Source organism: Pseudomonas capeferrum (genome assembly GCF_013523055.1).
Classification (GTDB): Bacteria; Pseudomonadota; Gammaproteobacteria; order Pseudomonadales; family Pseudomonadaceae; genus Aquipseudomonas; species Aquipseudomonas capeferrum_A.
Map to the genome: position 1 here is coordinate 109,249 of NZ_JAAMQM010000011.1, position 22,675 is coordinate 131,923.

The 22,675-nt window shown below is 63.6% G+C and carries 18 protein-coding genes and 1 riboswitch; of the genes, 3 read left to right on the plus strand and 15 right to left on the minus strand.

Features of this window, described 5'->3' with window-relative positions:
• Positions 1–670 precede the first annotated feature (670 nt).
• Positions 671–1,885, minus strand: a complete 1,215-nt coding sequence (gene serB, locus G7009_RS14105) for a phosphoserine phosphatase SerB (RefSeq protein WP_181130687.1) — start codon at positions 1,883–1,885, stop codon at positions 671–673.
• A 134-nt stretch (positions 1,886–2,019) separates the two neighbouring features.
• Between serB and G7009_RS14110 the strand changes: the two genes are divergently transcribed.
• Positions 2,020–3,480 carry a histidine kinase gene (locus G7009_RS14110; RefSeq protein WP_181130688.1) on the plus strand — a complete coding sequence of 487 codons (1,461 nt, stop codon included), beginning with the start codon at positions 2,020–2,022 and terminating at the stop codon, positions 3,478–3,480.
• Positions 3,481–3,869: 389 nt separating this feature from the next.
• On the opposite strand, the gene G7009_RS14115 is transcribed toward G7009_RS14110, so the two are convergent.
• The 9 genes from G7009_RS14115 to G7009_RS14155 form a co-directional block, all read right to left on the minus strand.
• A complete protein-coding gene (locus tag G7009_RS14115; RefSeq protein ID WP_181130689.1) occupies positions 3,870–4,580 on the minus strand; it encodes a PqiC family protein in 711 nt (236 codons plus the stop codon).
• Between the two features lie 173 nt (positions 4,581–4,753).
• Positions 4,754–7,012, minus strand: a complete 2,259-nt coding sequence (gene parC, locus G7009_RS14120; protein WP_181130690.1) for a DNA topoisomerase IV subunit A — start codon at positions 7,010–7,012, stop codon at positions 4,754–4,756.
• Positions 7,013–7,022: 10 nt separating this feature from the next.
• Positions 7,023–7,538 carry a retropepsin-like aspartic protease family protein gene (locus tag G7009_RS14125; RefSeq protein WP_181130691.1) on the minus strand — a complete coding sequence of 172 codons (516 nt, stop codon included), beginning with the start codon at positions 7,536–7,538 and terminating at the stop codon, positions 7,023–7,025.
• A complete protein-coding gene (locus G7009_RS14130; RefSeq protein WP_181130692.1) occupies positions 7,535–8,521 on the minus strand; it encodes an esterase-like activity of phytase family protein in 987 nt (328 codons plus the stop codon). Before G7009_RS14130 ends, G7009_RS14125 begins: the two co-directional genes overlap by 4 nt.
• Positions 8,518–10,422: a DNA topoisomerase IV subunit B gene (gene parE / locus G7009_RS14135; protein ID WP_181130693.1), complete on the minus strand. Its 1,905-nt coding sequence runs from the start codon at positions 10,420–10,422 to the stop codon at positions 8,518–8,520. The genes G7009_RS14130 and parE overlap by 4 nt, the downstream gene beginning before the upstream one ends.
• Before the next feature lie 34 nt (positions 10,423–10,456).
• A complete protein-coding gene (locus G7009_RS14140; protein WP_181130694.1) occupies positions 10,457–11,065 on the minus strand; it encodes a YqiA/YcfP family alpha/beta fold hydrolase in 609 nt (202 codons plus the stop codon).
• A gap of 109 nt (positions 11,066–11,174) precedes the next feature.
• Positions 11,175–11,990, minus strand: coding sequence for a 3',5'-cyclic-AMP phosphodiesterase (cpdA, locus tag G7009_RS14145; protein ID WP_181130695.1), 816 nt, complete (start codon positions 11,988–11,990; stop codon positions 11,175–11,177).
• Between the two features lie 79 nt (positions 11,991–12,069).
• Positions 12,070–12,522: a DUF1249 domain-containing protein gene (locus tag G7009_RS14150; RefSeq protein ID WP_181130696.1), complete on the minus strand. Its 453-nt coding sequence runs from the start codon at positions 12,520–12,522 to the stop codon at positions 12,070–12,072.
• Positions 12,513–13,130: an NUDIX domain-containing protein gene (locus tag G7009_RS14155; RefSeq protein WP_181130697.1), complete on the minus strand. Its 618-nt coding sequence runs from the start codon at positions 13,128–13,130 to the stop codon at positions 12,513–12,515. Before G7009_RS14155 ends, G7009_RS14150 begins: the two co-directional genes overlap by 10 nt.
• A gap of 346 nt (positions 13,131–13,476) precedes the next feature.
• On the opposite strand from G7009_RS14155, the gene G7009_RS14160 reads away from it, so the two are divergent.
• Complete coding sequence (locus G7009_RS14160; RefSeq protein WP_181130698.1) at positions 13,477–14,223, plus strand: RsiV family protein; 747 nt, start codon at positions 13,477–13,479, stop codon at positions 14,221–14,223.
• Here the strand turns inward: G7009_RS14160 and cytX are convergent.
• On the minus strand, positions 14,192–15,475 hold the full coding sequence (gene cytX / locus G7009_RS14165) for a putative hydroxymethylpyrimidine transporter CytX (protein ID WP_181130699.1): 1,284 nt from the start codon (positions 15,473–15,475) through the stop codon (positions 14,192–14,194). The two genes, G7009_RS14160 and cytX, sit on opposite strands and share 32 nt — an antisense overlap.
• A gap of 599 nt (positions 15,476–16,074) precedes the next feature.
• Positions 16,075–17,961, minus strand: a complete 1,887-nt coding sequence (gene thiC, locus G7009_RS14170) for a phosphomethylpyrimidine synthase ThiC (protein WP_181130700.1) — start codon at positions 17,959–17,961, stop codon at positions 16,075–16,077.
• A 155-nt stretch (positions 17,962–18,116) separates the two neighbouring features.
• Positions 18,117–18,223: riboswitch (TPP riboswitch) on the minus strand.
• A gap of 159 nt (positions 18,224–18,382) precedes the next feature.
• On the opposite strand from thiC, the gene G7009_RS14175 reads away from it, so the two are divergent.
• The gene (locus G7009_RS14175) at positions 18,383–19,819 is read left to right on the plus strand and encodes a TolC family outer membrane protein (protein ID WP_181130701.1); all 1,437 of its coding nucleotides are present in this window, start codon (positions 18,383–18,385) and stop codon (positions 19,817–19,819) included.
• Positions 19,820–19,909: 90 nt separating this feature from the next.
• Here G7009_RS14175 and waaA read toward each other — a convergent pair whose 3' ends face one another.
• From waaA to G7009_RS14190, 3 genes are read right to left on the minus strand one after another with little or no spacing between them, the layout of a single operon-like run.
• Positions 19,910–21,178: a lipid IV(A) 3-deoxy-D-manno-octulosonic acid transferase gene (waaA, locus tag G7009_RS14180; protein ID WP_181130702.1), complete on the minus strand. Its 1,269-nt coding sequence runs from the start codon at positions 21,176–21,178 to the stop codon at positions 19,910–19,912.
• Positions 21,179–21,189: 11 nt separating this feature from the next.
• Positions 21,190–22,074, minus strand: coding sequence for a LysR family transcriptional regulator (locus G7009_RS14185; protein ID WP_181130703.1), 885 nt, complete (start codon positions 22,072–22,074; stop codon positions 21,190–21,192).
• 32 nt (positions 22,075–22,106) lie between these two features.
• The gene (locus G7009_RS14190; RefSeq protein WP_181130704.1) at positions 22,107–22,388 is read right to left on the minus strand and encodes a hypothetical protein; all 282 of its coding nucleotides are present in this window, start codon (positions 22,386–22,388) and stop codon (positions 22,107–22,109) included.
• Positions 22,389–22,675: the final 287 nt, after the last annotated feature.

The window sequence follows — 22,675 nt, forward strand, 5'->3', positions numbered from 1 at the left end:
CCCGCCCCGCGACGCGCCATAGACCGGTCGTGCAGACTCATCCTGCAATGCACCGCGGACCAGTGGTGGGCGGGCTTGTCCCGCGACGCGCCATGAGCCGGTCGTGCGGACTCATCCTGCAATGCACCGCAGACCAGTGGTGAGCGGGCTTGTCCCGCGACGCGCCATGAGCCGGTCGTGCGGACTCATCCCTGCAATGCACCGCGGACCAGTGGTGAGCAGGCTTGCCCCGCGACGCGCCATGAGCCGGTCGTGCGGACTCATCCTGCAATGCACCGCGGACCAGTGGTGAGCGGGCTTGTCCCGCGACGCGCCATGAGCCGGTCGTGTGGACTCATCCTGCAATGCACCGCAGACCAGTGGTGAGCAGGCTTATCCCGCAACGCGCCATGAGCCGGTCGTGCGGACTCATTCTGCAATGCACCGCGGGCCAGTGGTGAGCGGGCTTGTCCCGCGACGCGCCATGAGCCGGTCGTGCGGACTCATCCTGCAATGCACCGCAGACCAGTGGTGAGCAGGCTTGTCCCGCGACGCGCCATGAGCCGGTCGTGCGGACTCATCCCTGCAATGCACCGCGGACCAGTGGTGAGCGGGCTTGCCCCGCGACGCCGCGCAAGCGGCGCTCGGTTTCAAGGACGCCTTGAATTCAATGGCAAACGCCCGCCAATCTTCAGCCGCGGGCGTCGCGGTCCCGCATCCCTAGCAAATAAAGAATGCCATCCAGACCCAGGGTCGAGATCGACTGCTTGGCGGACTGGCGCACCAGCGGCTTGGCGCGGAAAGCCACGCCAAGGCCGGCCAGGGCCAGCATCGGCAGGTCATTGGCTCCGTCGCCCACGGCGATGGTCTGCTCCAGTTGCAGGCCTTCCTTGCGCGCCAGCTCGGTAAGCAGGTCGGCCTTGCGTTGAGCATCGACGATCGGTTCTACCGCCACCCCGGTCACCTTGCCATCGACAACTTCCAGCTCATTGGCAAAGACATAGTCGATACCCAGGCGCGCCTGGACCTGCTTGGCGAAGTAGGAGAAGCCACCCGACAGGATCGCGGTCTTGTAACCCAGGCGCTTGAGCTCGACGAACAGCGTCTCGGCCCCCTCGGTCAGGCGCAGGGACGCGCCGATCTGGTCCAGCACGCCGACATCCAGCCCCTTGAGCAAAGCCATGCGCTCCTTGAAGCTCGCGCGAAAATCGAGTTCACCGCGCATGGCCCGTTCGGTGATCGCCGACACCTGCTCTCCTACACCGGCCGCCTTGGCCAGCTCGTCGATCACTTCGGCCTCGATCAGGGTAGAGTCCATGTCGAAGACCGCCAGGCGGCGGTTGCGGCGGAACAGATCATCCAGCTGGAAGGCGATATCGATACCGAACGTGTCCGCCAGCGCAAAGAACTCGGCGCGCAGCGCTTGCGTATCGCTAGGCTCGCCGCGAACGGAGATCTCGATACAGGCCTTGCTCTTGGCGGGCGCCGTGTCCAGCGCTACGCGCGAGGACAACCGTTCGATCCGTTCGATGGTCAGGCCATGGTCGGCAATGACCGAGGTGACACGTTGCAGCTGTTCGGGGGTGACCTTGCGGCTGAGCAAGGTGACGATGTGGCGTGCGGAACCATGACCGTCGACCCAATGCTGGTAGTCGGCTTCGGAGACAGGTGTATAACGAGCCTGCAAGCCCAGCTCGTGGGCCTTGGCCTGGACGCCCTGAAGCAGGTGCGAAGCGGCCTCGGTGTCCGGGATGTCGACCAGGATGCCGAACGACAGGGTTCCGTGCATGACGGCCAGACCGATATCGAGGATGCCGATGCCGCCTTGAACCAGGACGCCTGTAAGGGCAGCAGTGAGACCTGGACGGTCCTCGCCGGTGATGTTGATCAGGACGATTTCGCGCAAGACGGACTCCGACTCGATGAAAAAAAGCGCATTCTACCCACTTTCGGTGCCGATCGGGCGCTAACGATACTTTGCCGACAAAACTCGGCTCGCTATACTGCGCAGCACTTTCCCGCCATAAAGATCCGAGCTCTGTGAACCGGCCCACGCCCGTCAAGCCAGACAACTTCTTCCTGATGATCTTTCGCGCCCTGCGCCAACGCCGAGTTCCCCTGGCGCTGCGGATTGCCAGCTACAACATCTTCCTGGTCGCCTTGGCCCTGGTCATCTATGCCTGCGTCATGGGCCTGCAATTCAAGCAGGCCATGCACGATCAGGCAGATGCCCTCGGCCAGAGCCTGACCATCCAGACCGCCACGTCGGCGACGGAGCTGCTGGTGTCCAACGACATCCTCAGTCTCAACGTCCTGCTGGGCAATCTGGTGAAGAACCCGCTGGTAGCCCACGCCGCCATCTATAGCGTGGACAATCGCATACTCGCAGAGGCAGGCCAGCGCCCCAAGAACAGCCTGCTCGGCGAGGCGCAAGGCCTTTACCAGACCAAGATCACGTTCCAGGACGTGACCGCCGGCCAGCTGCGCATCAGCCTCGACATGGCCCAGTTCCAGCAGCCGCTGACCATCAGTCTGCAGAGCATGGGTATTCTCGCCGGGATCCTTCTGGCACTGGCGCTGGCCTTGAGCCTGCGCCTGGGACGATACATGTCGACTCCATTGCTGCAGCTGCGTGTCTGGCTGCGTGCCCCGCACCCCTATACCCCGGCAATCGACCGCCAGGACGAGATCGGCGATCTTGCCCGCCAGTTGCACGCGCGCCTGGCCCCGCCTCCACCGCCGGAACCGGAGGAAGAAGAGGACGAAAGCACGTTCGACGAACCTCAGGCATTGGACCAGCACCCGCTCAAGCCAAGCGTTCCAAGGACGGTGAAGGCGATCGAGGATGAGAATGACGATGAGGCCTTTGCCGATCTGATCGACGCTCCTCAAAGCAAGGCGAAACCTGCCACCAACGCTGCCTCGGAGCCCCAGAGCAGCGCCATTCTAGCGGTCCAGCTCGGCTCGCAGGAGCAGTTGCGTCGCCTGCCGCGCACCCGTCTGACCGAATTGTTGGAACGCTATCGCGACTGCCTCGACCAGGCCGCTTCTCTCTACGATGGTGAGATCTTCACCTTGAGCGATGGCAGCAATCTGTTGGTGTTCCACAGCCGCGACTGTGGTGAGGATTATCTGACCAACGCCATCTGCTGTGGCGAGTTGCTACGTGCGCTCGGCCATGCCTTGCAGATCGAAGTGGCGGACAGTGGCATCACGTTGCAGCTGCAACTGGGCCTGGTCCTGGCCGGCGACCTCCATGGTCTGAGTCAGGTCGACCTGCTGCTGACCGACAAGGCCCAGGATGCGTTGGCCCTGTCCCAGCACAGCCGTAACCTGCTGCTGGTGGAACGCAAGATCAACGATGACGCCCTGATCCGCCAACGCGCGCGCATTCGCCCGATCGCAAGCCCTGAGGGCGCCTGCTGCGTCGAGCGATTGATGGAGCCTTATCCTTCGATGCTCGAACGGCAACTGGCGCGGATGCACGAGCGCGACGCTTGACCCAAGTCTGCCCGACGCATGCCGTCGGGCGGTACGGGGCAACCCTCATCAGCCTAATGCCCGTCAGCTAAGGAAAAGCATTCGGTTTCAGATGCTGAAGCTTATCTTTCGGCTTCTACATCTTCTATGAAGCTTATGGCCTATCGCGGGACAAGCCCGCTCACCACCGGTGCACGGTGCAGTGAAGACATGTCCGGGTGGTGAGCGGGCTTGTCCCGCGATAGGCCATAAGCTTCACAGAAGGCTTGAGAGAAAAACAAAGGCATAACATTCGGCGTTGAATGCTTTCCTTGACTGACCGGTATTACCTCAGCAGCCTCATAAAAAAACCGCTGCCAGGCCTCTGGCAACGGTTTTTTTTCGATCAGCCCCTTCAGAACCCGAAGGCTCTAGAACCGATAGACTTCCATCTCGGTCCGAATAGGCGCAGCCATCGGGATCTTCGACTTCTCGGGCTCCTTGCGCACCTGCACCGGCGCCGCGGGCTTCTTCGGGGTCTCCTCGACCACCGCAGGCTGGTTGGCCAGCAGTTTGACGGCAGCGCTCAGCTGTTCGGCAAGCTTCTGCAGCAATTGCCCCTGGGCCTGTACCTGAGAAGCCTCGGTACCCTGATGCTCCTGCTGCAGATGCACGATACGGTTATCGCGCACATGGCCACGCCGATCGAGCACACGCCATTGGGCATCGAGGATCGCAGGCTGGTTGCTGCCCGAATCCAGGCGGGTGATCGACAACAGAACTTGCACATCGGGGCTGAAGCCGGTGCTTGCCGGTGCCAGGACCACGCGTTGGCTGTCCAGGCGCCAGGCAAGTTGACGTACCAGCAACTGGTCGATATCCGAAGACAGGCTACCCGCCCAACGACCGTCGGTCGCCGCCACCAGGCTGCCATCAGCCTGACGCTGCAGGAAGGTTTCGCGTTGCAGGTAATCGGCCACGGATACCGGGCCGAGCACGACAGCCATGCCCGCACTCTGCGAGGGCTGTTCCGGGGCGCCGCTGTCAAGCTGATACAGGGCGACAGGCTGGTGCATGCTGCAACCAGAGAGCCCTAGTACGCCAGTCACCAGCAAAATAAATGGAAGGCGCAGAAATCTCATTCATCCCATCCAGGCAGTCGCCAGCAGGCAACCGCAGTGATACTGATATTAATTCGTCAGGACACACAGCCACGCTGGCGCCAGAAGGGCACTATCATCCGTGAAATAGCCGCCAGACTCCAGCATTTATGCCTGTAACGACGCCGAAACAGCCGTTACAGGCACCGATACAATCAGGCGGAACCTTCCACCTTCAACCCATCGACCCGCTGAAAGCCGCGTGGCAGCTTGTTACCGCGACGTCCCCGTTCGCCTTTATAATGCTCGAGGTCATCGGCTTTCAGCGACAGCGTGCGTTTGCCCGCCTGCAGCACCAGGGTCGACCCCTCGCGGATCACGGCAAGGTCGGTCACATACTCCTCACGACTGGCCACCCGATCACCCGGGATGCCAATGATCTTGTTGCCCTTGCCCTTGCCCAGTTGCGGCAGGTCGCTGATCTTGAAGACCAGGAGGCGCCCCTCGCTGCTGACCGCCGCCAGCCAGTCTCGCTCCCGATCGGCCACCGGCTGCGGCGGCATGACCTTGGAACCGTTCGGCAGGCTGAGCAGCCCCTTGCCGGCCTTGTTCTTGGCCTGCAGGTCTTCGCCCTTGACCACGAATCCGTAGCCGGCGTCCGAAGCCACCACATACAACGCGTTGTCCTCGGGCAACAACAGGCATTCGAAAGTGGCACCCGGGGGTGGCGTCAGGCGCCCGGTCAGGGGCTCGCCCTGGCCACGGGCCGAGGGCAAGGTATGCGCCGCAACCGAATAGCTGCGCCCGGTGGAGTCGATGAGCACCGCGAACTGATTCGAGCGTCCATTGGCAGCGGCCTTGAAAACGTCCCCTGCCTTGTAGGAAAGCCCGGTGGCATCGATATCATGTCCCTTGGCACAACGTATCCAGCCTTTTTCCGAAAGCACCACGGTCACCGGCTCGGTCGGCATCAACTCATTTTCCGACAGGGCCTTGGCCTCGGCACGCGCGACGATCGGCGAGCGGCGGTCGTCGCCGTAGGTCTGTGCATCCTTGAGCAGCTCGGTACGTACGAGCTTGCGCAACTTGGCATCGCTACCGAGCAGGGCAGCCAGCTTGGCCTGCTCCTTGAGCAATTCCTCCTGCTCGCCGCGGATCTTCATTTCTTCAAGACGCGCCAGCTGACGCAGGCGGGTCTCGAGAATGTAGTCGGCCTGGGTCTCGGTCAGCGCGAAGCGATCGATCAGGGCCTGCCTGGGATGCTCCTCGGTCCGGATGATATGGATCACCTCGTCCAGATTGAGGAAGGCGACCAGCAAGCCGTCGAGCAGGTGCAAGCGCCTCTCGACCTTGTCGAGGCGGTGCTGAAGTCGACGACGAACCGTACCGATGCGGTACTGCAGCCACTCCTGCAGCAGCGTGCGCAGGTTCTTCAGCTGCGGTCGACCGTCCAGGCCGATGATGTTGACGTTGACCCGGTAGGTGCTTTCCAGATCGGTAGTCGCGAACAGGTGCTGCATCAGCTCATCGGCATCGACACGATTGGAACGCGGGATGATGACGATGCGGCAGGGGTTTTCGTGGTCGGACTCATCCCGCAGGTCGGCGACCATGGGCAGTTTCTTGGCCTGCATCTGCGCGGCGATCTGCTCCAGCACCTTGGCACCGGACACCTGATGCGGCAAGGCGGTGACCACGATGTCGCCATCCTCGACCCGGAATACCGCACGCATGCGGATCGAGCCTCGGCCGGTCTCGTAGATCCTGTTCAGCTCGGCACGCGGCGTGATGATCTCGGCTTCGGTCGGATAGTCCGGACCCTGGATATGCTCGCAGAGTTGTTCGACCGTGGCCTTGGGCTCATCGAGCAGGCGCACGCAGGCGGCGGCGACTTCGCGCAGGTTGTGCGGCGGAACATCGGTGGCCATGCCGACGGCGATACCGGTCGTCCCGTTGAGCAGGATGTTCGGCAGGCGCGCGGGCAGCACGGACGGCTCCTGCATCGTACCGTCGAAGTTGGGCACCCAATCGACCGTGCCCTGACCCAGCTCGCTGAGCAGCACTTCGGAGTAGCGCGAAAGGCGCGCCTCGGTGTAACGCATGGCGGCGAACGATTTCGGATCGTCCGGCGCACCCCAGTTGCCCTGACCATCGACCAGCGTGTAGCGGTAGCTGAACGGCTGGGCCATCAGCACCATGGCCTCGTAGCAGGCCGAATCGCCATGGGGGTGGAACTTGCCGAGCACATCGCCGACGGTACGCGCCGACTTCTTGTGCTTGGAGTCGGCATCAAGCCCCAACTCGCTCATGGCGTAGACGATACGTCGTTGTACCGGCTTGAGGCCGTCGCCGATGTGCGGCAAGGCCCGGTCCATGATCACGTACATGGAGTAATTGAGGTAGGCCTGTTCGGTGAAGTCAGCCAATGACCGGCGTTCGACGCCGTCGAGACTGAGTTCGAGTGGGTCGCTCATGCGGGCCTCGTCATTTCAGGTTCTGGCGCAGCAGCAAGGTGCCGCCGCGCTGGGTAAATTCAAGTTGTTTCAAGGCGCTCATGCCCAGCAGTACCTGCTCGCCGTCCAGGCCAGGCACCACCAGGGCGCGCACGTCACGCAGCTGGATATCGCCCAGCTGCAGGCTGGCAAGACGGGTCCGATAACCCTGTGTACGCCCGTTGGCGGTACTGAGCATGACCGGGGCGCCGCGTTGCAGCGCCAGTTTGCCGGCCAGTCCTTCGGGAATTGCCACGTCCGTGGCGCCGGTGTCGAGCATGAACCGCACCTGTTGGCCGTTGATCGCACCATCGGCGACGAAATGTCCCTGGCCATTGCCCAGCAGGCGAACTTCGATGAAGCCCTCACCGTGTTCCGATTGCACCAGCTGGTTGGGATTGTGCTGACGGGCTTCCCACTGGCCGAAAAAACGCGTGGCAAGGAACATCGCCGCTATCCAGGCGAGGATCATCAGCGCCTTGCCTGCGCCCTTCCCCGGCTGGCTCACGGCTTGGCGCTCCATCCGCCCTTGGGCGCGGCGAATTTCCAGACCAGCGGCCGAGACTCCCCATCGGCACGGGTGGCGCCGTTGTTGTCCAGCCCCACCCAGGCGCCCTCGGCATCTATTACCAGCGCCTCGGCAAGGCCGAACGGCTGGTCATAGCGGCGAGCGTCGGTCATTGCCTCGGCGGCATACGACCAGCAATGTTCCACCTCACCCGTGTCGGCATGCCGACGGCAGATGCGAAACGCATTGCGCTCCAAGGTAAAGAGCTTGCCTTCGTACAGTGTCAGGTCGGCAAAGTCGCGTGCTACCGGTCGGGTCCTGCCGGTCTGCGCGGGAGGCGTTTCGGTGCCTGCCTCGCTGAGCAGCACGCAACTGCGCCCGCAGGTCCAGACGGACTGCTGGCGATGCACGCTTACCAGCCCGCGTCGCTCGCGCTCGCCGGCCAGCCACAGACGGTCCCCGGCGGGATTGATCGTCAGGCCCTCGAACAAAGCGTTGAAGCGCAGGAGCATGCCGCTGGCACGAGCCTGACGGACCATCTGCGGGTCGATCCTGAGCCAGGTCGGTGCCCCTTCTCGCGGCACTTGCAGCACGCCGACATGCGTCTCGCTCACCAGGTAGAAGCTGCCGGCCTGGTCACACGTGATGCCTTCGAAGTCGAGTACGCCACCCCGCAGAAAGGAAGCCGCCCAGTTGCGCGAACGCAAACCCCAGGGCAGCCCGCTTTCCGGCACGGGTGGCGCCGCGAAGGTCAGCGCCTGGGCCTGCCAGACCGGGCCTTGCCGGTCCATGCGGTAGATCCGGTCGTCATCCCGGTCCGACACTCCCCACAGCGCGCCTTGGCAGACTGCCAGCCCCGAAAGGTTGCCGCCACGCATGCCTTCGATCGGGTATTCCCCCGTGAGCTCGAGCTCAGGCCAATCAGCGGCCTGGCTCGAGAGCGCGAAAAGTGCCAGGCCAGCGACCAGAAGCCGACGAATCAAGCCAGGACCTCGGCGAGGTTGCCCTTGGTTTCCAGCCAGCTCTTGCGATCACCGGCGCGTTTCTTGGCCAGCAGCATGTCCATGATCTCGCGGGTGCCCTGCAGATCGTCGAGGGTCAGTTGGACCAGACGCCGCGTGTTCGGGTCCATCGTGGTCTCGCGCAGCTGGGGCGGGTTCATCTCGCCCAGGCCCTTGAAGCGCGTGACCTGTGGCTTGCCGCGCTTCTTCTCGGCGACCAGTCGATCGAGGATGCCGTCACGCTCGGCCTCGTCCAGGGCGTAGTAGATCTCCTTGCCCAGGTCGATGCGGTACAGCGGCGGCATGGCCACGTACACATGGCCTGCCTCGACCAGCGGACGGAAATGCTGGACGAACAAGGCGCACAGCAGTGTCGCGATGTGCAGGCCGTCCGAGTCGGCGTCGGCCAGGATGCAGACCTTGCCGTAGCGCAGCTGGCCGAGGTCGCTGGCGCCAGGGTCGACACCGATCGCCACGGCGATATTGTGCACTTCCTGGCTCGCCAGGACCTCGCTGCCGTCGACTTCCCAGGTATTGAGGATCTTGCCGCGCAACGGCAGGATCGCCTGGAATTCCTTGTCCCGCGCCTGCTTGGCCGAACCGCCGGCGGAGTCGCCTTCGACCAGGAAGAGCTCGGCACGCATGGGGTCCTGACCGGCGCAATCGGCCAGCTTGCCAGGCAGTGCCGGGCCCTGGGTGATGCGCTTGCGCTCGACCTTCTTGCTCGCCTTCAGACGCCGTCCGGCATTGCTGATGGCCAGCTCGGCCAGTTGCATGCCCAGCTCGGGGTGCGCATTGAGCCAGAGGCTAAAGGCATCCTTGACCACGCCGGAAACGAATGCGGCCGCTTCACGCGATGACAGACGCTCCTTGGTCTGGCCGGAGAACTGGGCTTCCTGCATCTTCATCGACAGCACGAAGGTGATGCGCTCCCAGATGTCCTCGGGCGCCAGCTTGACCCCGCGAGGCAACAGGTTGCGGAACTCGCAGAACTCGCGCATCGCGTCGAGCAGGCCCTGGCGCAGGCCATTGACGTGGGTACCACCCTGGGCGGTGGGGATCAGGTTCACGTAGCTTTCCTGCACGCTGTCGCCGCCTTCCGGCAGCCACAGCAGAGCCCAGTCCACAGCCTCCTTGTTACCGGCCAGGCTGCCGCAGAACGGCTCGTCCGGCAGGCGCTGGAACTCGCTTACCGCGTCGACCAGGTAAGAGCGCAGGCCATCCTCGTAATGCCACTCGACCTTCTCGCCGCTGGCCTTGTCCTCGAAGCTGACCAACAGTCCCGGGCACAGCACTGCCTTGGCCTTGAGCACATGCTTGAGACGACTGACGGAAAACTTCGCCGAATCGAAATACTTGGGGTCCGGCGCGAAGTACACGCTGGTCCCGGTGTTGCGCTTGCCGACCGAGCCGACCACTTCCAGCTCGGTGGCCTTGAAACCGTTGGCGAAGGTCATCTGGTATTCGTTGCCGTCGCGCTTGACGCGCACGCGCACCTGGGTCGACAAGGCGTTGACCACGGAAATACCCACGCCATGCAGGCCGCCGGAGAACTGGTAGTTCTTGTTGGAGAACTTGCCGCCGGCATGCAGCTTGGTAAGGATCAACTCGACCCCGGACACGCCTTCTTCCGGGTGGATGTCCACCGGCATGCCGCGGCCGTCGTCGCTGACTTCGAGCGAATGGTCGGCGTGCAGGATGACTTGCACCGAGCGGGCATGGCCGGCCAGGGCTTCATCGACGCTGTTGTCGATGACTTCCTGAGCCAGGTGGTTCGGTCGGCTGGTATCGGTATACATGCCGGGCCGCTTGCGGACCGGGTCGAGGCCGGAGAGGACTTCGATGGCGTCTGCGTTATAGGCGCTAGCGCTGGGATTGGCCATGGGTTCTCGTCGTCAGTCTGGTGAATGCAAAAAATCAGAATGTGGAAAAATCGATCGCGGCATAGTGTTCGTGGCCGATGCCGGCGTAGCTCAGCAAGGCTGGCAGACGCGCGGCAAAACCCTGGAAGCCATGGTCGCCACCGGCCTGGATCCGCAACGCGCAGGCCCGGTAATAACGCTCGGCCTGGCGGTAGTCCAAGGTCTCGTCGGCGGTCTGCAACCAGACCTGATAGCGCGCGGCGTCCTGCGGCGCGGGTACTTCCAGTTCGGCCAGGGCCTGCACGTGGTCCAGGGTCAGCTCCCAGGTCTCGCCACTGTAGAAGTTGCGCTGGGTGCCGAGCTGGCCATCGAACAGCCGATGCGGGCTGACCGCCGGGTTGATCAGCAGTGCCTTGAGTCCATGGCGTTCGGCAAGGTGGGTGGCATAGTAGCCGCCCAGCGAACTGCCGACCAGCAGGGGAGCGCCGAGCTCGGCGATGGATGCCTCCAGCTGGCGCATGGCTTGGCGCGGATGATGGTGCAGGGACGGGACTCGCAGATGGTCGCTGAGCCCCGCCTGCTGCATCACGGCCACGAGCTGGCGTGCTTTCGTCGACAACGGTGAGCTGTTGAAACCGTGGATGTAGAGGATCGAACCCGGCATGCTACCCCCGAATAGGCTGCGCGGCGCCCTTGGGTACGGGCGCAGGGACGCGCAGTGTAGCCTGTTCGCGGGTCATTGGCGCAGCTTCGCGTTTTTCGCAACAATTTGTTCAGTAGCCACCGCTGTCGAAATCCAGCCGCACGTCGAAATCCTCGACCCGCGAGACACCGGTCTCGACCCGCCCATCGGCATGCAGACGCAGCCAACGATAGCCGGGTTTTTCTTCGCTGACCTTGAAGTCCTCGCTGCGCGGGGCGAACTGGATACAGGTGGAAGGGCTGGCCAGAAGACGCCGTCCGTCCCGCACCTGGTCCCACTCCTGATGGACATGGCCCCACAGCAGCACTCGCAGATTCGCATGCGCCTGCAAGCGCGACAGCAAGCCGTCGGCATCGCGCAAGCCGATGGGTGCCATCCAGGCGCAGCCGATATCCACGGGGTGATGATGGAAACACACCAGGCAATGACGCGTGTCGGCACCCGCCAGGGCCTCGTCGAGCCGTTCGAGCTGGTCATCGCCCAGCCAGCCGTAGGTAGCGCCCGAAACCGATGAGTCGAGCATGACGATTCGCCAGTTACCGATGTCGGTGACTGTCTGGACCAGGTCGGTACCCTTGGCCACACGAGCCATTACCTGTGTTTCGTCATGGTTGCCCGACAGCCAGCGCGCGGGCGCGACCAGCGGCGCGGTCAGTTGTCGAAACGCTTCATAGGAGGCCTCGGTGCCGTCCTGGGAGAGGTCGCCGGTGCACAGCAGCAGGTCGATACGCGGCTGTTCGAGACGAACACGTTCGACCACCTGCTCAAGGCTGTCACGGGTATTCATGCCCAGCAAGGTACCGCTCGCGTCGGCGAACAGATGGCTGTCGGTCAGTTGCACCACATGGACGGGTGTGTCGTCGGGGGAGCGATTGAGTTGCGGCAACGGCCGTCTCCTTGAACGTTTACAGCACGATTATGGCCTTTGGCCGCCTTCGCGCAAACTTTTCAGGTAGCCGGCAGCTTCAGCGTACGACGGCAAGCTCGTGACCACAGGCGAGGCAATGGCTCAGCCATTCGCCGAGAAACAGATTGAGCTGGGCTTTCTCGTCCGGCTGGTGCATGGCCGCATTCGGATAGGGGTAGATGCTGCGCAGGCGCCGGGCATGTTCGGCGCTCACCACTTCGGCCATGCGCGCGTCGTGATAGACCTGGACTTCGAGCTGTGGCACCGGAAGCCAGGGCAGGCTGTGCTCCTGGCGCACCCGCAGCGTCGTGGTGTAAGGACAGGCGAGCACGACATCGAGCGCCAGCACGCCGAGCATCTGGTCGCCCTGGGTCATGCCGATGCGGCGTGAGCTCTGGGTCGTGCGCATGTCCGGCAACAGTCTCATCAACCGCGCGTAATTGGCCTCGCAGGCTGCCTGCAACCCTGCCAGATCGACACGGTAGCGGTCGCGCAAGAGGTTCACGACCACATCCCCCTGACTTCCGCCCGGTTCAGCGCCAGCCACTGCAAGGCAATGATGCTTGCCGCGTTGCCGATACGACCGTCACGCACCGCCTGCAATGCGTCCTCGAACGCCCACACGCGAACGCGGATGTCCTCGCCCTCTTCCTCCAGGCCATGCAAGCCGCCGGCGCCGTCGCTGCTGCAGCGTCCCAGGTAAAGGTGGACATACTCGTCACTGCCACCCGGCGAAGGGAAGTAGCGGGTCATCGGCCATAGCGCGGAGAAGGTCAGGCCCGCTTCTTCCTGCGCCTCGCGGTGGGCGACTTCCTCGGGCTGCTCGTCCTTGTCGAACAGGCCGGCGACCAGTTCGATCAGCCAGGGATTGTCGGTCTTGCCGAGCGCGCCGACACGAAACTGCTCGATCAGCACCACCTCGTCCCGCTGGGCATCATAGGGCAGGACGCAGACGGCATCATGGCGCACGAACAGCTCGCGGCTGATCTCGCGACTCATCCCACCCGCGAACAGCTCATGGCGCAGGCGCACCTTGTCGAGCTTGTAAAAGCCTTGGAAGCAGTTGGCCCGTTCGACGATTTCTACCGCCGCGGGAACTGAGTTCAACGTGTCTGACATGGAAATCCTCATTACCTCGTTTACCGCATCGGGCCATCCTACTCTGCGTCACGTCACGTTTCATCCCTTTCAAGATGACGCGATGACTGACAGGATAGGCCCGCGTCATTCACTTAGCCTAGTGGCCTGTGTGGCGGATTCGCATGCCCAGCTTCGGCCCCAGGCTTCGCCAGGCTGCGTTGCCATTCCTCGCCGTAGCCCTGCTACGACTCCTCATGGTGCCTTGCCTGGCGAAGCCTGGGACTCGAAGTTGAGCATCCGAATCCACCGTACAAGCCACTAGTGGCGAACCGAAGGCCCCGCCTACGGTCCAAGGCCGATCAACTTTTGTCCTGCAAGGATCATCATGACACTTGTCAAACTGACTTCCGTGGCTGTGCTGGCATTGGCCCTCGGCGCGTGCCAGAGCTTGTTCGAGCCCAGCTACCGCGCGCCGCTCGAGGTCAAGCGCGAGGCCTGGGAACACGTCAAGCCCGGTTGCAGCCAGAGCGACTGTCCGCTGGTCAACATCGACACCATCCACTTCCCGACCCTGCCGAAGCTGGATGGCATCGTCGAAAGCCGCCTGCTGCAGCTGACAGAGGACAACCAGCGCGGCACCGCGCCGATCTCACTCAAGGCCTACGAAGACCAGTACCTGGCCAGCGCCGAGAAGCGTAACAGCAGCTACCTGCAAGCCAAGGTACGCGAGCAGCATGACGGCCTGGTGATCATCGAGCTGTCGAGCTACCTCGACAGCGGCGGCGCCCACGGCATGCCGGGACGCGGTTTCATCAACTACTCGCGCAAGCAGGACAAGGTACTTACCCTGCAGGACATGCTGCTGCCCGGAAAGGAAGCGGCGTTCTGGCAGACCGCCGAGCAGGCTCATCGTGCCTGGCTGATCAGTACCGGCATGGACAAGGATCCCGAGTTCGTCAAGACCTGGCCATTCCGCCAGACCCCGCATATCGCTCTCACCTACGGCGCCGTGGTGGTCAAGTATGAAGTCTATGCGATCGCACCGTACTCGATGGGTCACATCGAGCTGAAGATCCCTTATCCACGCCTCAATGCCGTTCTCAAGCCCGAGCTGTTCCCCGGCCGCGGCTGACGCTCAAGATACCGTGCACCACCCCTGCCAGCAGCAAGGCCGGCAGGGTCGCCCCCAGCTCCGGCGCCTGGCTGGCCAGCAGATGGTAAGCCGCGACGCCTACGCCCCATGCCAGTACAGCCCCCCAATGCACGCCCTTGACCACCGTCGGCGGTTGTCGACGGCGGATGACGAAGTGGTCCATCAGCACCACACCGAACAGGGGCGCGAAGACCGAGCCGATCAGCAGCAGGAAGTTCTGGTACTGCGCCAATGGCGCCAGGCAGGCGATCAGCGTGCACAATGCGCCGATGGCAAAGGCCAGGTGCTCGACCTTCACTGGCACCAGCATGCCGGTGGAAACCGCCGCCGAATGGATATCGGCAAAGGCGTTCTCCGACTCGTCGAGCAGGATCAACAGCAAGGGAATACCGAGGCCCGCGCCCGCCAGGGCAAGCAGCAGGGCGTTGACTTCGCCGCTGGGCGCGAAAGCCAGGGTGTAGGCGACGCCCAGGCTCATCAACCAGCAGTTGCCGATGAAGAACCCCAGCGCGGTGCCGCCGAAGACGCGGCTGGCGCGCTGGCCGAAGCGCGAGTAGTCGGCGATCAGCGGCAACCAGGACAGCGGCATGGCGATCGCGATGTCGAAGCCCAGCGCCAGTGACAACGAACCGTCGCCAGGCCGCGCCCAGAGCGCCGCGAGATCGACCTTGGCGTACAGGTTCCAGGTCAGCCACAGACAGGCGCCGAGGAGCAGCCAGATACCCCATTTGCGCAAGACCTTGCGCACGAACGCCAGCGGCCCGCTGACCGCGAGCAAGGTCGCCAGCGCACCGAAGCACAGCGTCCAGAGCAGCGGGCTGGTCCAGACGCTATCGTCGCCAAACGCGCGCGCCCCGAGCAGGCTGGCGGCATCGCGCATGACGATGAGCTCGAACGAACCCCAGCCGATCAGTTGCAGCAGATTGCATAACGCCGGCAGGCGCGCGCCATGTCCGCCCAGGGTCAGGCGCAGCGTGGCCATGGCCGACAGACCGGTATCACTGCCGGTCACCCCGACCGCCGCCAGTAACAGGACGCCGACCGCGGTACCCATGAAGATCGCCAGCAGACCCTGGGCAAGCCCCAGGCCCGGCGCCAGCAACGCGCCGACCTGCAAGACCATGAGGCCGATGCCGAGCGAGAACCAGAGAGCGAACAGGTCGCGCGCGCCGAACAGGCGCTGCTTGGCGGGAATAGGGTGATCGGGGGAAAAGTGGCTGGGTGTGGTCACGTTGTCGAGCTCGGTAGAGAAACATTATTGGAATCGACTGCGGGACAAGCTGCAATGCCAGCCAGTCAAGGGACAACATTCGATTTCATATGCTGAGGCTTAGCTGTTGGCTTCTGATCTTCTGTGAAGCTGCTGGCCTCATCGCGGGACAAGCCCGCTCGCCACCGGTGCAAGCTGCAAGCTGCAAGCTGCAAGCTGCAAAGTGCAAGCTGCAAGCTGCAAGCTGCAAGCTGCAAGCTGCAAGCTGCAAGCTGCAAGCTGCAAAGTGCAAAGTGCAAAGTGCAAAGTGCAAAGTGCAAAGTGCAAAGTGCAAAGTGCAAGGTGCAAGGTGCAAGGTGCAAGGTGCAAGGTGCAAGGTGCAAGGTGCAAGGTGCAAGGTGCAGCTAGGCACATTCCCAGTGGCGAGCGGGCTTGTCCCGCGATGAGGCCGGCAGCCTCACAGAACATTTGGAAACTGAAAGATGAGCTCCAGAATTCGAAATCGCATGCTGTCCCTGAGCTAACTGGCATCGGGCAAACCGCCCCCATGAAGTCGAATGGTTCCATGGAGAGAGGCTTGCCGGAATGCCGGACACCCGCGAGGGTGCCGCCAGGTTCGATCAGACCTTCTGGTACAACTGGCTACCCGCCTCGCGGAAACGCTCGGCCTGCTCGCGCATGCCTTCCTCGACCGAGACATCGACCGCTTCGATACGCTGGTTGGCCGCGTACTCACGGACTTCCTGGGTGATCTTCATCGAACAGAACTTGGGCCCGCACATCGAACAGAAGTGCGCCACCTTGGCCGACTCCTTCGGCAACGTCTCGTCGTGATAGGCGCGAGCGGTGTCCGGGTCCAGGCCAAGATTGAACTGGTCTTCCCAGCGGAACTCGAAGCGCGCCTTGGACAGGGCGTTGTCACGGATCTGCGCGCCAGGATGCCCCTTGGCCAGGTCGGCGGCATGGGCAGCGATCTTGTAGGTGATGATGCCGGTCTTGACGTCGTCCTTGTTCGGCAGACCCAGGTGCTCCTTGGGCGTCACGTAGCAGAGCATGGCGCAGCCGAACCAGCCGATCATCGCCGCGCCGATGCCCGAGGTGATGTGGTCGTAGCCTGGCGCGATGTCGGTGGTCAGCGGGCCGAGGGTGTAGAACGGCGCTTCGTCGCAGCACTCCAGCTGCTTGTCCATGTTCTCCTTGATCAGTTGCATCGGCACGTGGCCGGGGCCTTCGATCATGCACTGCACGTCGTGCTTCCAGGCGATCTTGGTCAGCTCGCCAAGGGTTTCCAGCTCACCGAACTGCGCTTCGTCGTTGGCGTCGGCAATCGAGCCCGGACGCAGGCCGTCGCCCAGCGAGAAGCTGACGTCGTAGGCCTTCATGATTTCGCAGATTTCCTCGAAATGGGTGTAGAGGAAGTTCTCCTTGTGATGCGCCAGGCACCATTTGGCCATGATCGAACCGCCACGGCTGACGATGCCGGTGACGCGCTTGGCGGTCATCGGTACGTAGCGCAGCAGCACCCCGGCGTGGATGGTGAAGTAGTCCACGCCCTGCTCGGCCTGTTCGATCAGGGTGTCGCGGAACAGCTCCCAGGTAAGGTCCTCGGCGACGCCATTGACCTTCTCCAGCGCCTGGTAGATCGGGACGGTGCCGATCGGTACCGGCGAGTTGCGGATGATCCACTCGCGGGTCTCGTGAATGTGCTTGCCGGTGGACAGGTCCATCACCGTGTCCGAACCCCAGCGGATGCCCCAGGTCAGCTTGGCCACTTCTTCCTCGATGGAGGAGCCCAGGGCGCTGTTGCCGATGTTGCCGTTGATCTTCACCAGGAAGTTGCGGCCGATGATCATCGGCTCCAGCTCGGTGTGGTTGATGTTGGCCGGGATGATCGCTCGACCGCGAGCGACTTCCTGACGCACGAACTCGGCGGTGATTTCCTTGGGGATGCTGGCGCCGAAGCTGTGGCCGGCGTGCTGCTCGGCGAGAAGGCCGGCGGCGCGGGCCTCTTGCAGCTTCATGTTCTCGCGGATGGCGATGTATTCCATCTCGGCGGTGATGATGCCCCGACGGGCATAGTGCATCTGGCTGACATTGGCACCGGCCTTGGCGCGACGCGGGTTGCGCACGTGGGCGAAACGCAGCTTGGCGAGCTCGCCATCGTTGAGGCGCTCTTGGCCGAAGTTCGAGCTCAGGCCGTCCAGGCGCTCGGTATCGCCGCGATCGTCGATCCAGGCCGAGCGCACATCGCCCAGGCCCTTGCGCACGTCGATGATGACGTCGGGGTCGGTATAGGGACCGGAAGTGTCATAGACCACCACCGGGGCGTTGACTTCGCCACCGAAGTCGGTCGGCGTATCGTCCAGGCTGATTTCACGCATGGGGACACGGATGTCGGGGCGCGAGCCTTCGACATAGACCTTGCGCGAGCGGGTGAAGGGTTGCACGGACTGCTGGTCGACTTTCGCCGACTCGCTGAGGTTGATCGCTTTTTCTTGTTTGGTCATCACAGGCTCTCCAGACAGCTTCCTAGCGGTGGAATGTCGGGGAGAACCTGAAAAAGCACGGACGCACACCTTGAACAGGTGCAGTGTCGGATACGCGGGATGCCTTGAGCGTGCGAGCTCGACAATCCCGGACCAGACACAAGAGACTCGCCGGGAAAGCGAGAAATCTTGTTCCCTACGCAGGCGCTAACCTGATCAGGTTCAACGGGATCCGGAACTCTCCGATCTCAGCCTCTACTTCGAGGCACCCCGACAAGAACTTGCGCAGTCTAGACTGGACTGCTGTCCAAAGCCAAGCGCGCATGCACGGGGATGATGAATGGCGCAAATGGCAGATTGTTGCTGGATGTCCGCGCCACTACACTGGCTCACCGCGCGAAACTCAACAGTTCAGAAATTAACGTTCGTTCAAGGATTGCCTATGCTGCGCAAACTCTCACTGGCCATCGCCGTGTCCTGTGCGTCCAACGGAATGGCCTCGGCGGCAGACGTGCCCACGACCGTCAGAACCGATCTGGTCAGCGTCTATCAGGAGGCAGTGAGCAACAATGCCGACCTGGCCGCCGCCCGTGCCGACTACGGCGCGCGCCGCGAGATCGTGCCCCAGGCCCGAGCCGGACTGCTGCCCAACCTGTCGGCCGGCGCCGAGATGATGAACACCCGCACTCGGTTCGACGAGCCGGCGGTAACCGCCAACCGTAGCGGCAACGTCTGGAGCGCGACCCTGTCGCAACCGATCTTCCGCGCCGACCGGTGGTTCCAGCTGCAAGCGGCAGAGGCGGTGAACGAGCAAGCGGCGCTGGAGCTGTCGGCTACCGAACAGAACCTGATCATGCAGACGGCCGAAAGCTACTTCGCCGTGCTGCGCGCCCAGGACAACCTGGCGTCGACCAAGGCCGAGGAAGCGGCCTTCAAGCGTCAGCTCGACCAATCCAACGAGCGCTTCGATGTCGGGCTGTCGGACAAGACCGATGTCCTGCAATCCCAGGCCAGCCATGACACCGCGCGGGCCAACCGGATCATCGCCGAGCGCAATGTGCAGGATGCCTTCGAAGCCTTGGTGACCCTGACCAACCGCGAGTACCCCGCGATCCAGGGCGTCGTGCATACCTTGCCTGTGCTGGTGCCGACGCCCAACGATGCCAAGGCCTGGGTCGAGACGGCTGCGCGCCAGAACCTCAACCTGCTGGCGACCAACCACGCGGTGGACGCGGCCGAACAGACTCTGCGCCAGCGCAAGGCCGGGCACGCCCCTACCGTGGACGCCGTGGCGCGTTACCAGAAAGGCGACAACGATAGCCTCGGTTTCGCCAATCCCGACCCGCTAGGCGTGGACCGTTACGGCGGCGACGTCGAACAGACCAGCATCGGCCTGCAATTGAACATCCCCATCTACAGTGGCGGGCTGACCAGCTCGCAAGTGCGCGAAGCCTATCAACGCCTGAACCAGAGCGAGCAGCAACGCGAAAGCCTGCGCCGCCAGGTGGTGGAGAACACCCGCAACCTGCACCGCGCGGTGAACACCGACGTCGAGCAGGTCCAGGCACGCAAGCAGTCGATCATTTCCAACCAGAGCGCCGTGGAAGCGACCGAGATCGGCTATCAGGTCGGCACGCGCAACATCGTCGATGTGCTGGACGCCCAACGCCAGCTGTACAGCTCCGTGCGCGACTACAACAACAGCCGCTACGACTACATCCTGGACAACCTGCGCCTGAAGCAGTCCGCGGGGACCTTGAGCCCTCAGGACCTGCAGGACCTGGGGCGCTTCCTCAAGGCGGACTACAACCCGGACAAGGACTTCCTGCCACCGGACCTGGCGGCTGCGGCGGCGAAGAATTTCGAACGCAAACCCTGACCGAACGAGTGAGCCTGGAACCGTGCGGGCGGCGGCGCGGTTCCAGACTGATGCGAAGCCAGGACGACAGCGCCCGGCACAGGAAGGCCATCAGACCAGACGCCCCAATCCCTCCAGCAACCGCTGCAACGCACCCTGGTTCGCCTGCATCACTGCCCTGCCCGCCTCGCCCATGCGTCGGGCATCGCGAGGCAGCTCGATCAGCTGCCGGACCGCGGCTGCGAGACCTTCGCCATCGTCCACCTGCTGCAGTGCCCCGGCCTCGCGCAACATCGCGGTGATCTCGAGGAAGTTGAACACGTGCGGTCCCATGATGACCGGCAGCGCCAACGCCGCGGGCTCCAGCGGGTTGTGTCCGCCGGTGGGTACCAGGCTGCCGCCGACGAAAGCGATGTCCGCCAGGGCGTAGAGGAACAGCAGCTCGCCCATGGTATCGCCGAGCAGCACGCGGGTCTGGACATCAACCGGGGTGCCAGCAGAGCGGCGCACTGTGGTGAACTGCTCGGCACACAGGGCATGCACCGCGCCGAACCGCTCGGGGTGGCGCGGTACCAGGATCAACAGTGCATCGCCGTGAACCTGCAGCAACTTCTGGTGAGCCTGCAGGATCAGCGCATCTTCACCTTCATGAGTGCTGGCGGCGATCCACACTGGGCGCTGGCTTGCGCCCCACTGTTCGCGCAGTGCCTTGGCGCGCGGCAGCAGCTGCTCGTCGATCTTCAGGTCAAACTTGATCGAGCCGGTCACTTGCACGCACTCGGGACGCGCGCCGAGATCGCGAAAGCGCTGCGCCTCGGTTTCGGTCTGTACTGCGATCAGGTTCATCTCTTCGAGCATGGGCCGGGTCAGTTTGGCGAAACGCGCATAACCACGGGCGGAACGCTCGGACAAGCGGGCGTTGGCCAGGGCCACTGGAACACCGCGCTTGGCGCACTGGTGGATGTGGTTGGGCCACAGCTCGGTTTCCATGATGATGCCCAGGCGCGGGCGCACATGGTCGAGAAAACGCCCGGCCGCCCACGGCAGGTCGTACGGCAGGTAGCAATGCTGAATGCGCGGTTCATCGGCGAACATGGCGCGAATGCGCTCGGAGCCGGTCGGGGTCATGCAGGTCAGCGTGATCGGCAGGTCCGGGTAGGCCTTGAGCAGCGCACGCACCATGGGGGCGGCGGCGATGCTTTCACCGACCGATACGGCATGCACCCAGATGCCGCCCTGGCGCATGGCCGGCAGGTTGCGGGCGAAGCGCTCGCCGATGCGCTGGCCGTAGGCCGGCGCCTTGCGTGCACGCAGGTACAGGCGCAGCGCAACCAGTGGCAGGCCCAGGTGAAACAGCAAGGTATAGAGAGTTCTGTTCATGGCGGCGAAGTTTACCCGATAGCACGCAGGTGTACTGCAAAGCGCTCAGCCAGCCATTGCGCGGCCGGGCCCAGCGGTTCGTCACGGCGCCAGGCCAGTTCGACGACCAATGCCGGCGGCCGCCATTCGCTGGCCAGCTCGACCATCTGCGCCTGGTAGGTCGGGTACTGCACCACGTGGCGAGGTAGCCAGGCCCAGCCGAGGCCGCGCATCAGCAGTTCGGCCATGGCGTAGAAGCTGTCGGCGCGCCAGACCTGCGGGCTGATTGCCTCACCACCGGGGTAGCCGCTTTGCTGCGGGGTGATGAGCAGCTGGCGATGACGTGCCAGTTGCTGGCGCGTCACCCGCCCCTCGCGCGCAAGTGGATGGCCGACAGCGCACACCGTGACCATTTCCACGCTGCCCAGGGCACGTCGCTCCAGCGAGACCGGCATGCTTTCATGTTGGAAGAACAGCCCCAGGTCGGCGCGCCGCTCCACCAGCTTGCGCGCGACGTCGCCTTGCGCAGCGCTGGCCAGTTGTACCTCCAAAAAAGGGTAGCGGCTGGCCAGTTCGTCAAGGCTGTCGATTACCGGCTGGTAAGGCATGGCCTCATCCTGAGCCACACGCAGCCGCGCTTCCTGCCCCCGCGTCAGCGCGAGCGCGCGGCTGTCCAGGCGTTCGCACTGACGCAGCAGCTCGCGGGCATCCTCCAGCAATGCTGCGCCCTGCCCGGTCAGACAAGGCTGGCGCCCACTGCTGCGTTCGAATAGGACGACGCCCAGGTCGGCCTCGAGCAAGGCGACGGCGTTGCTGATGGCCGACTGGGCCTTGCGCTGCTCGCGTGCGACGGCAGAGAAGGAGCGCAGGTCGGCGACTCGGGTGAAGAGGTATAGCTGGTCGAGGTTCCAGTGCATGGACCTATCTCTTTACATGATAGGTAATGACTTTACCGCACTTGGTGATTGGGTAGGATGTTGCTCGAGATGCGGGTTGCGGGGTGCAGGTCGGCCATGTCTGGCGTTTGTGAAAGTGCGAGCCGTTGGTTTGCGGTGAATTCAAGATCGAGCGCCGCCCGCGTGGCGCGTCGCGAAATGCTTGCCATGGCATTTGCAGCGCCCTTGAGATCGAGCGCCGCCCGCGCGGCGCGTGGCGGAATGCTTGACATGGCATCTGCAGCGCCTGTGAGATCGAGCGCCGCCCGCGCGGCGCGTCGCGGAGTGCCTGTCATGGCATTTGCAGCGCCTGTGAGATCGAGCGCCGCCCGCGCGGCGCGTCGCGGAGAGCCTGTCATGGCATTTGCAGCGCCCTTGAGATCGAGCGCCGCCCGCGCGGCGCGTCGCGGGACTAGCCCGCTCACCACATTTGTTGCAACGTGCCATGGCCTGATAGACCGAGCGCTTAGCCTTGTATGTACGACACCGATACCAAGTAGTCAGGGACAGCCTTCATGTAATTTTCAGCCATGCTTCAAGACCGAACAACACCAATCTCACAGGCCATGGCACGTTGCAACAA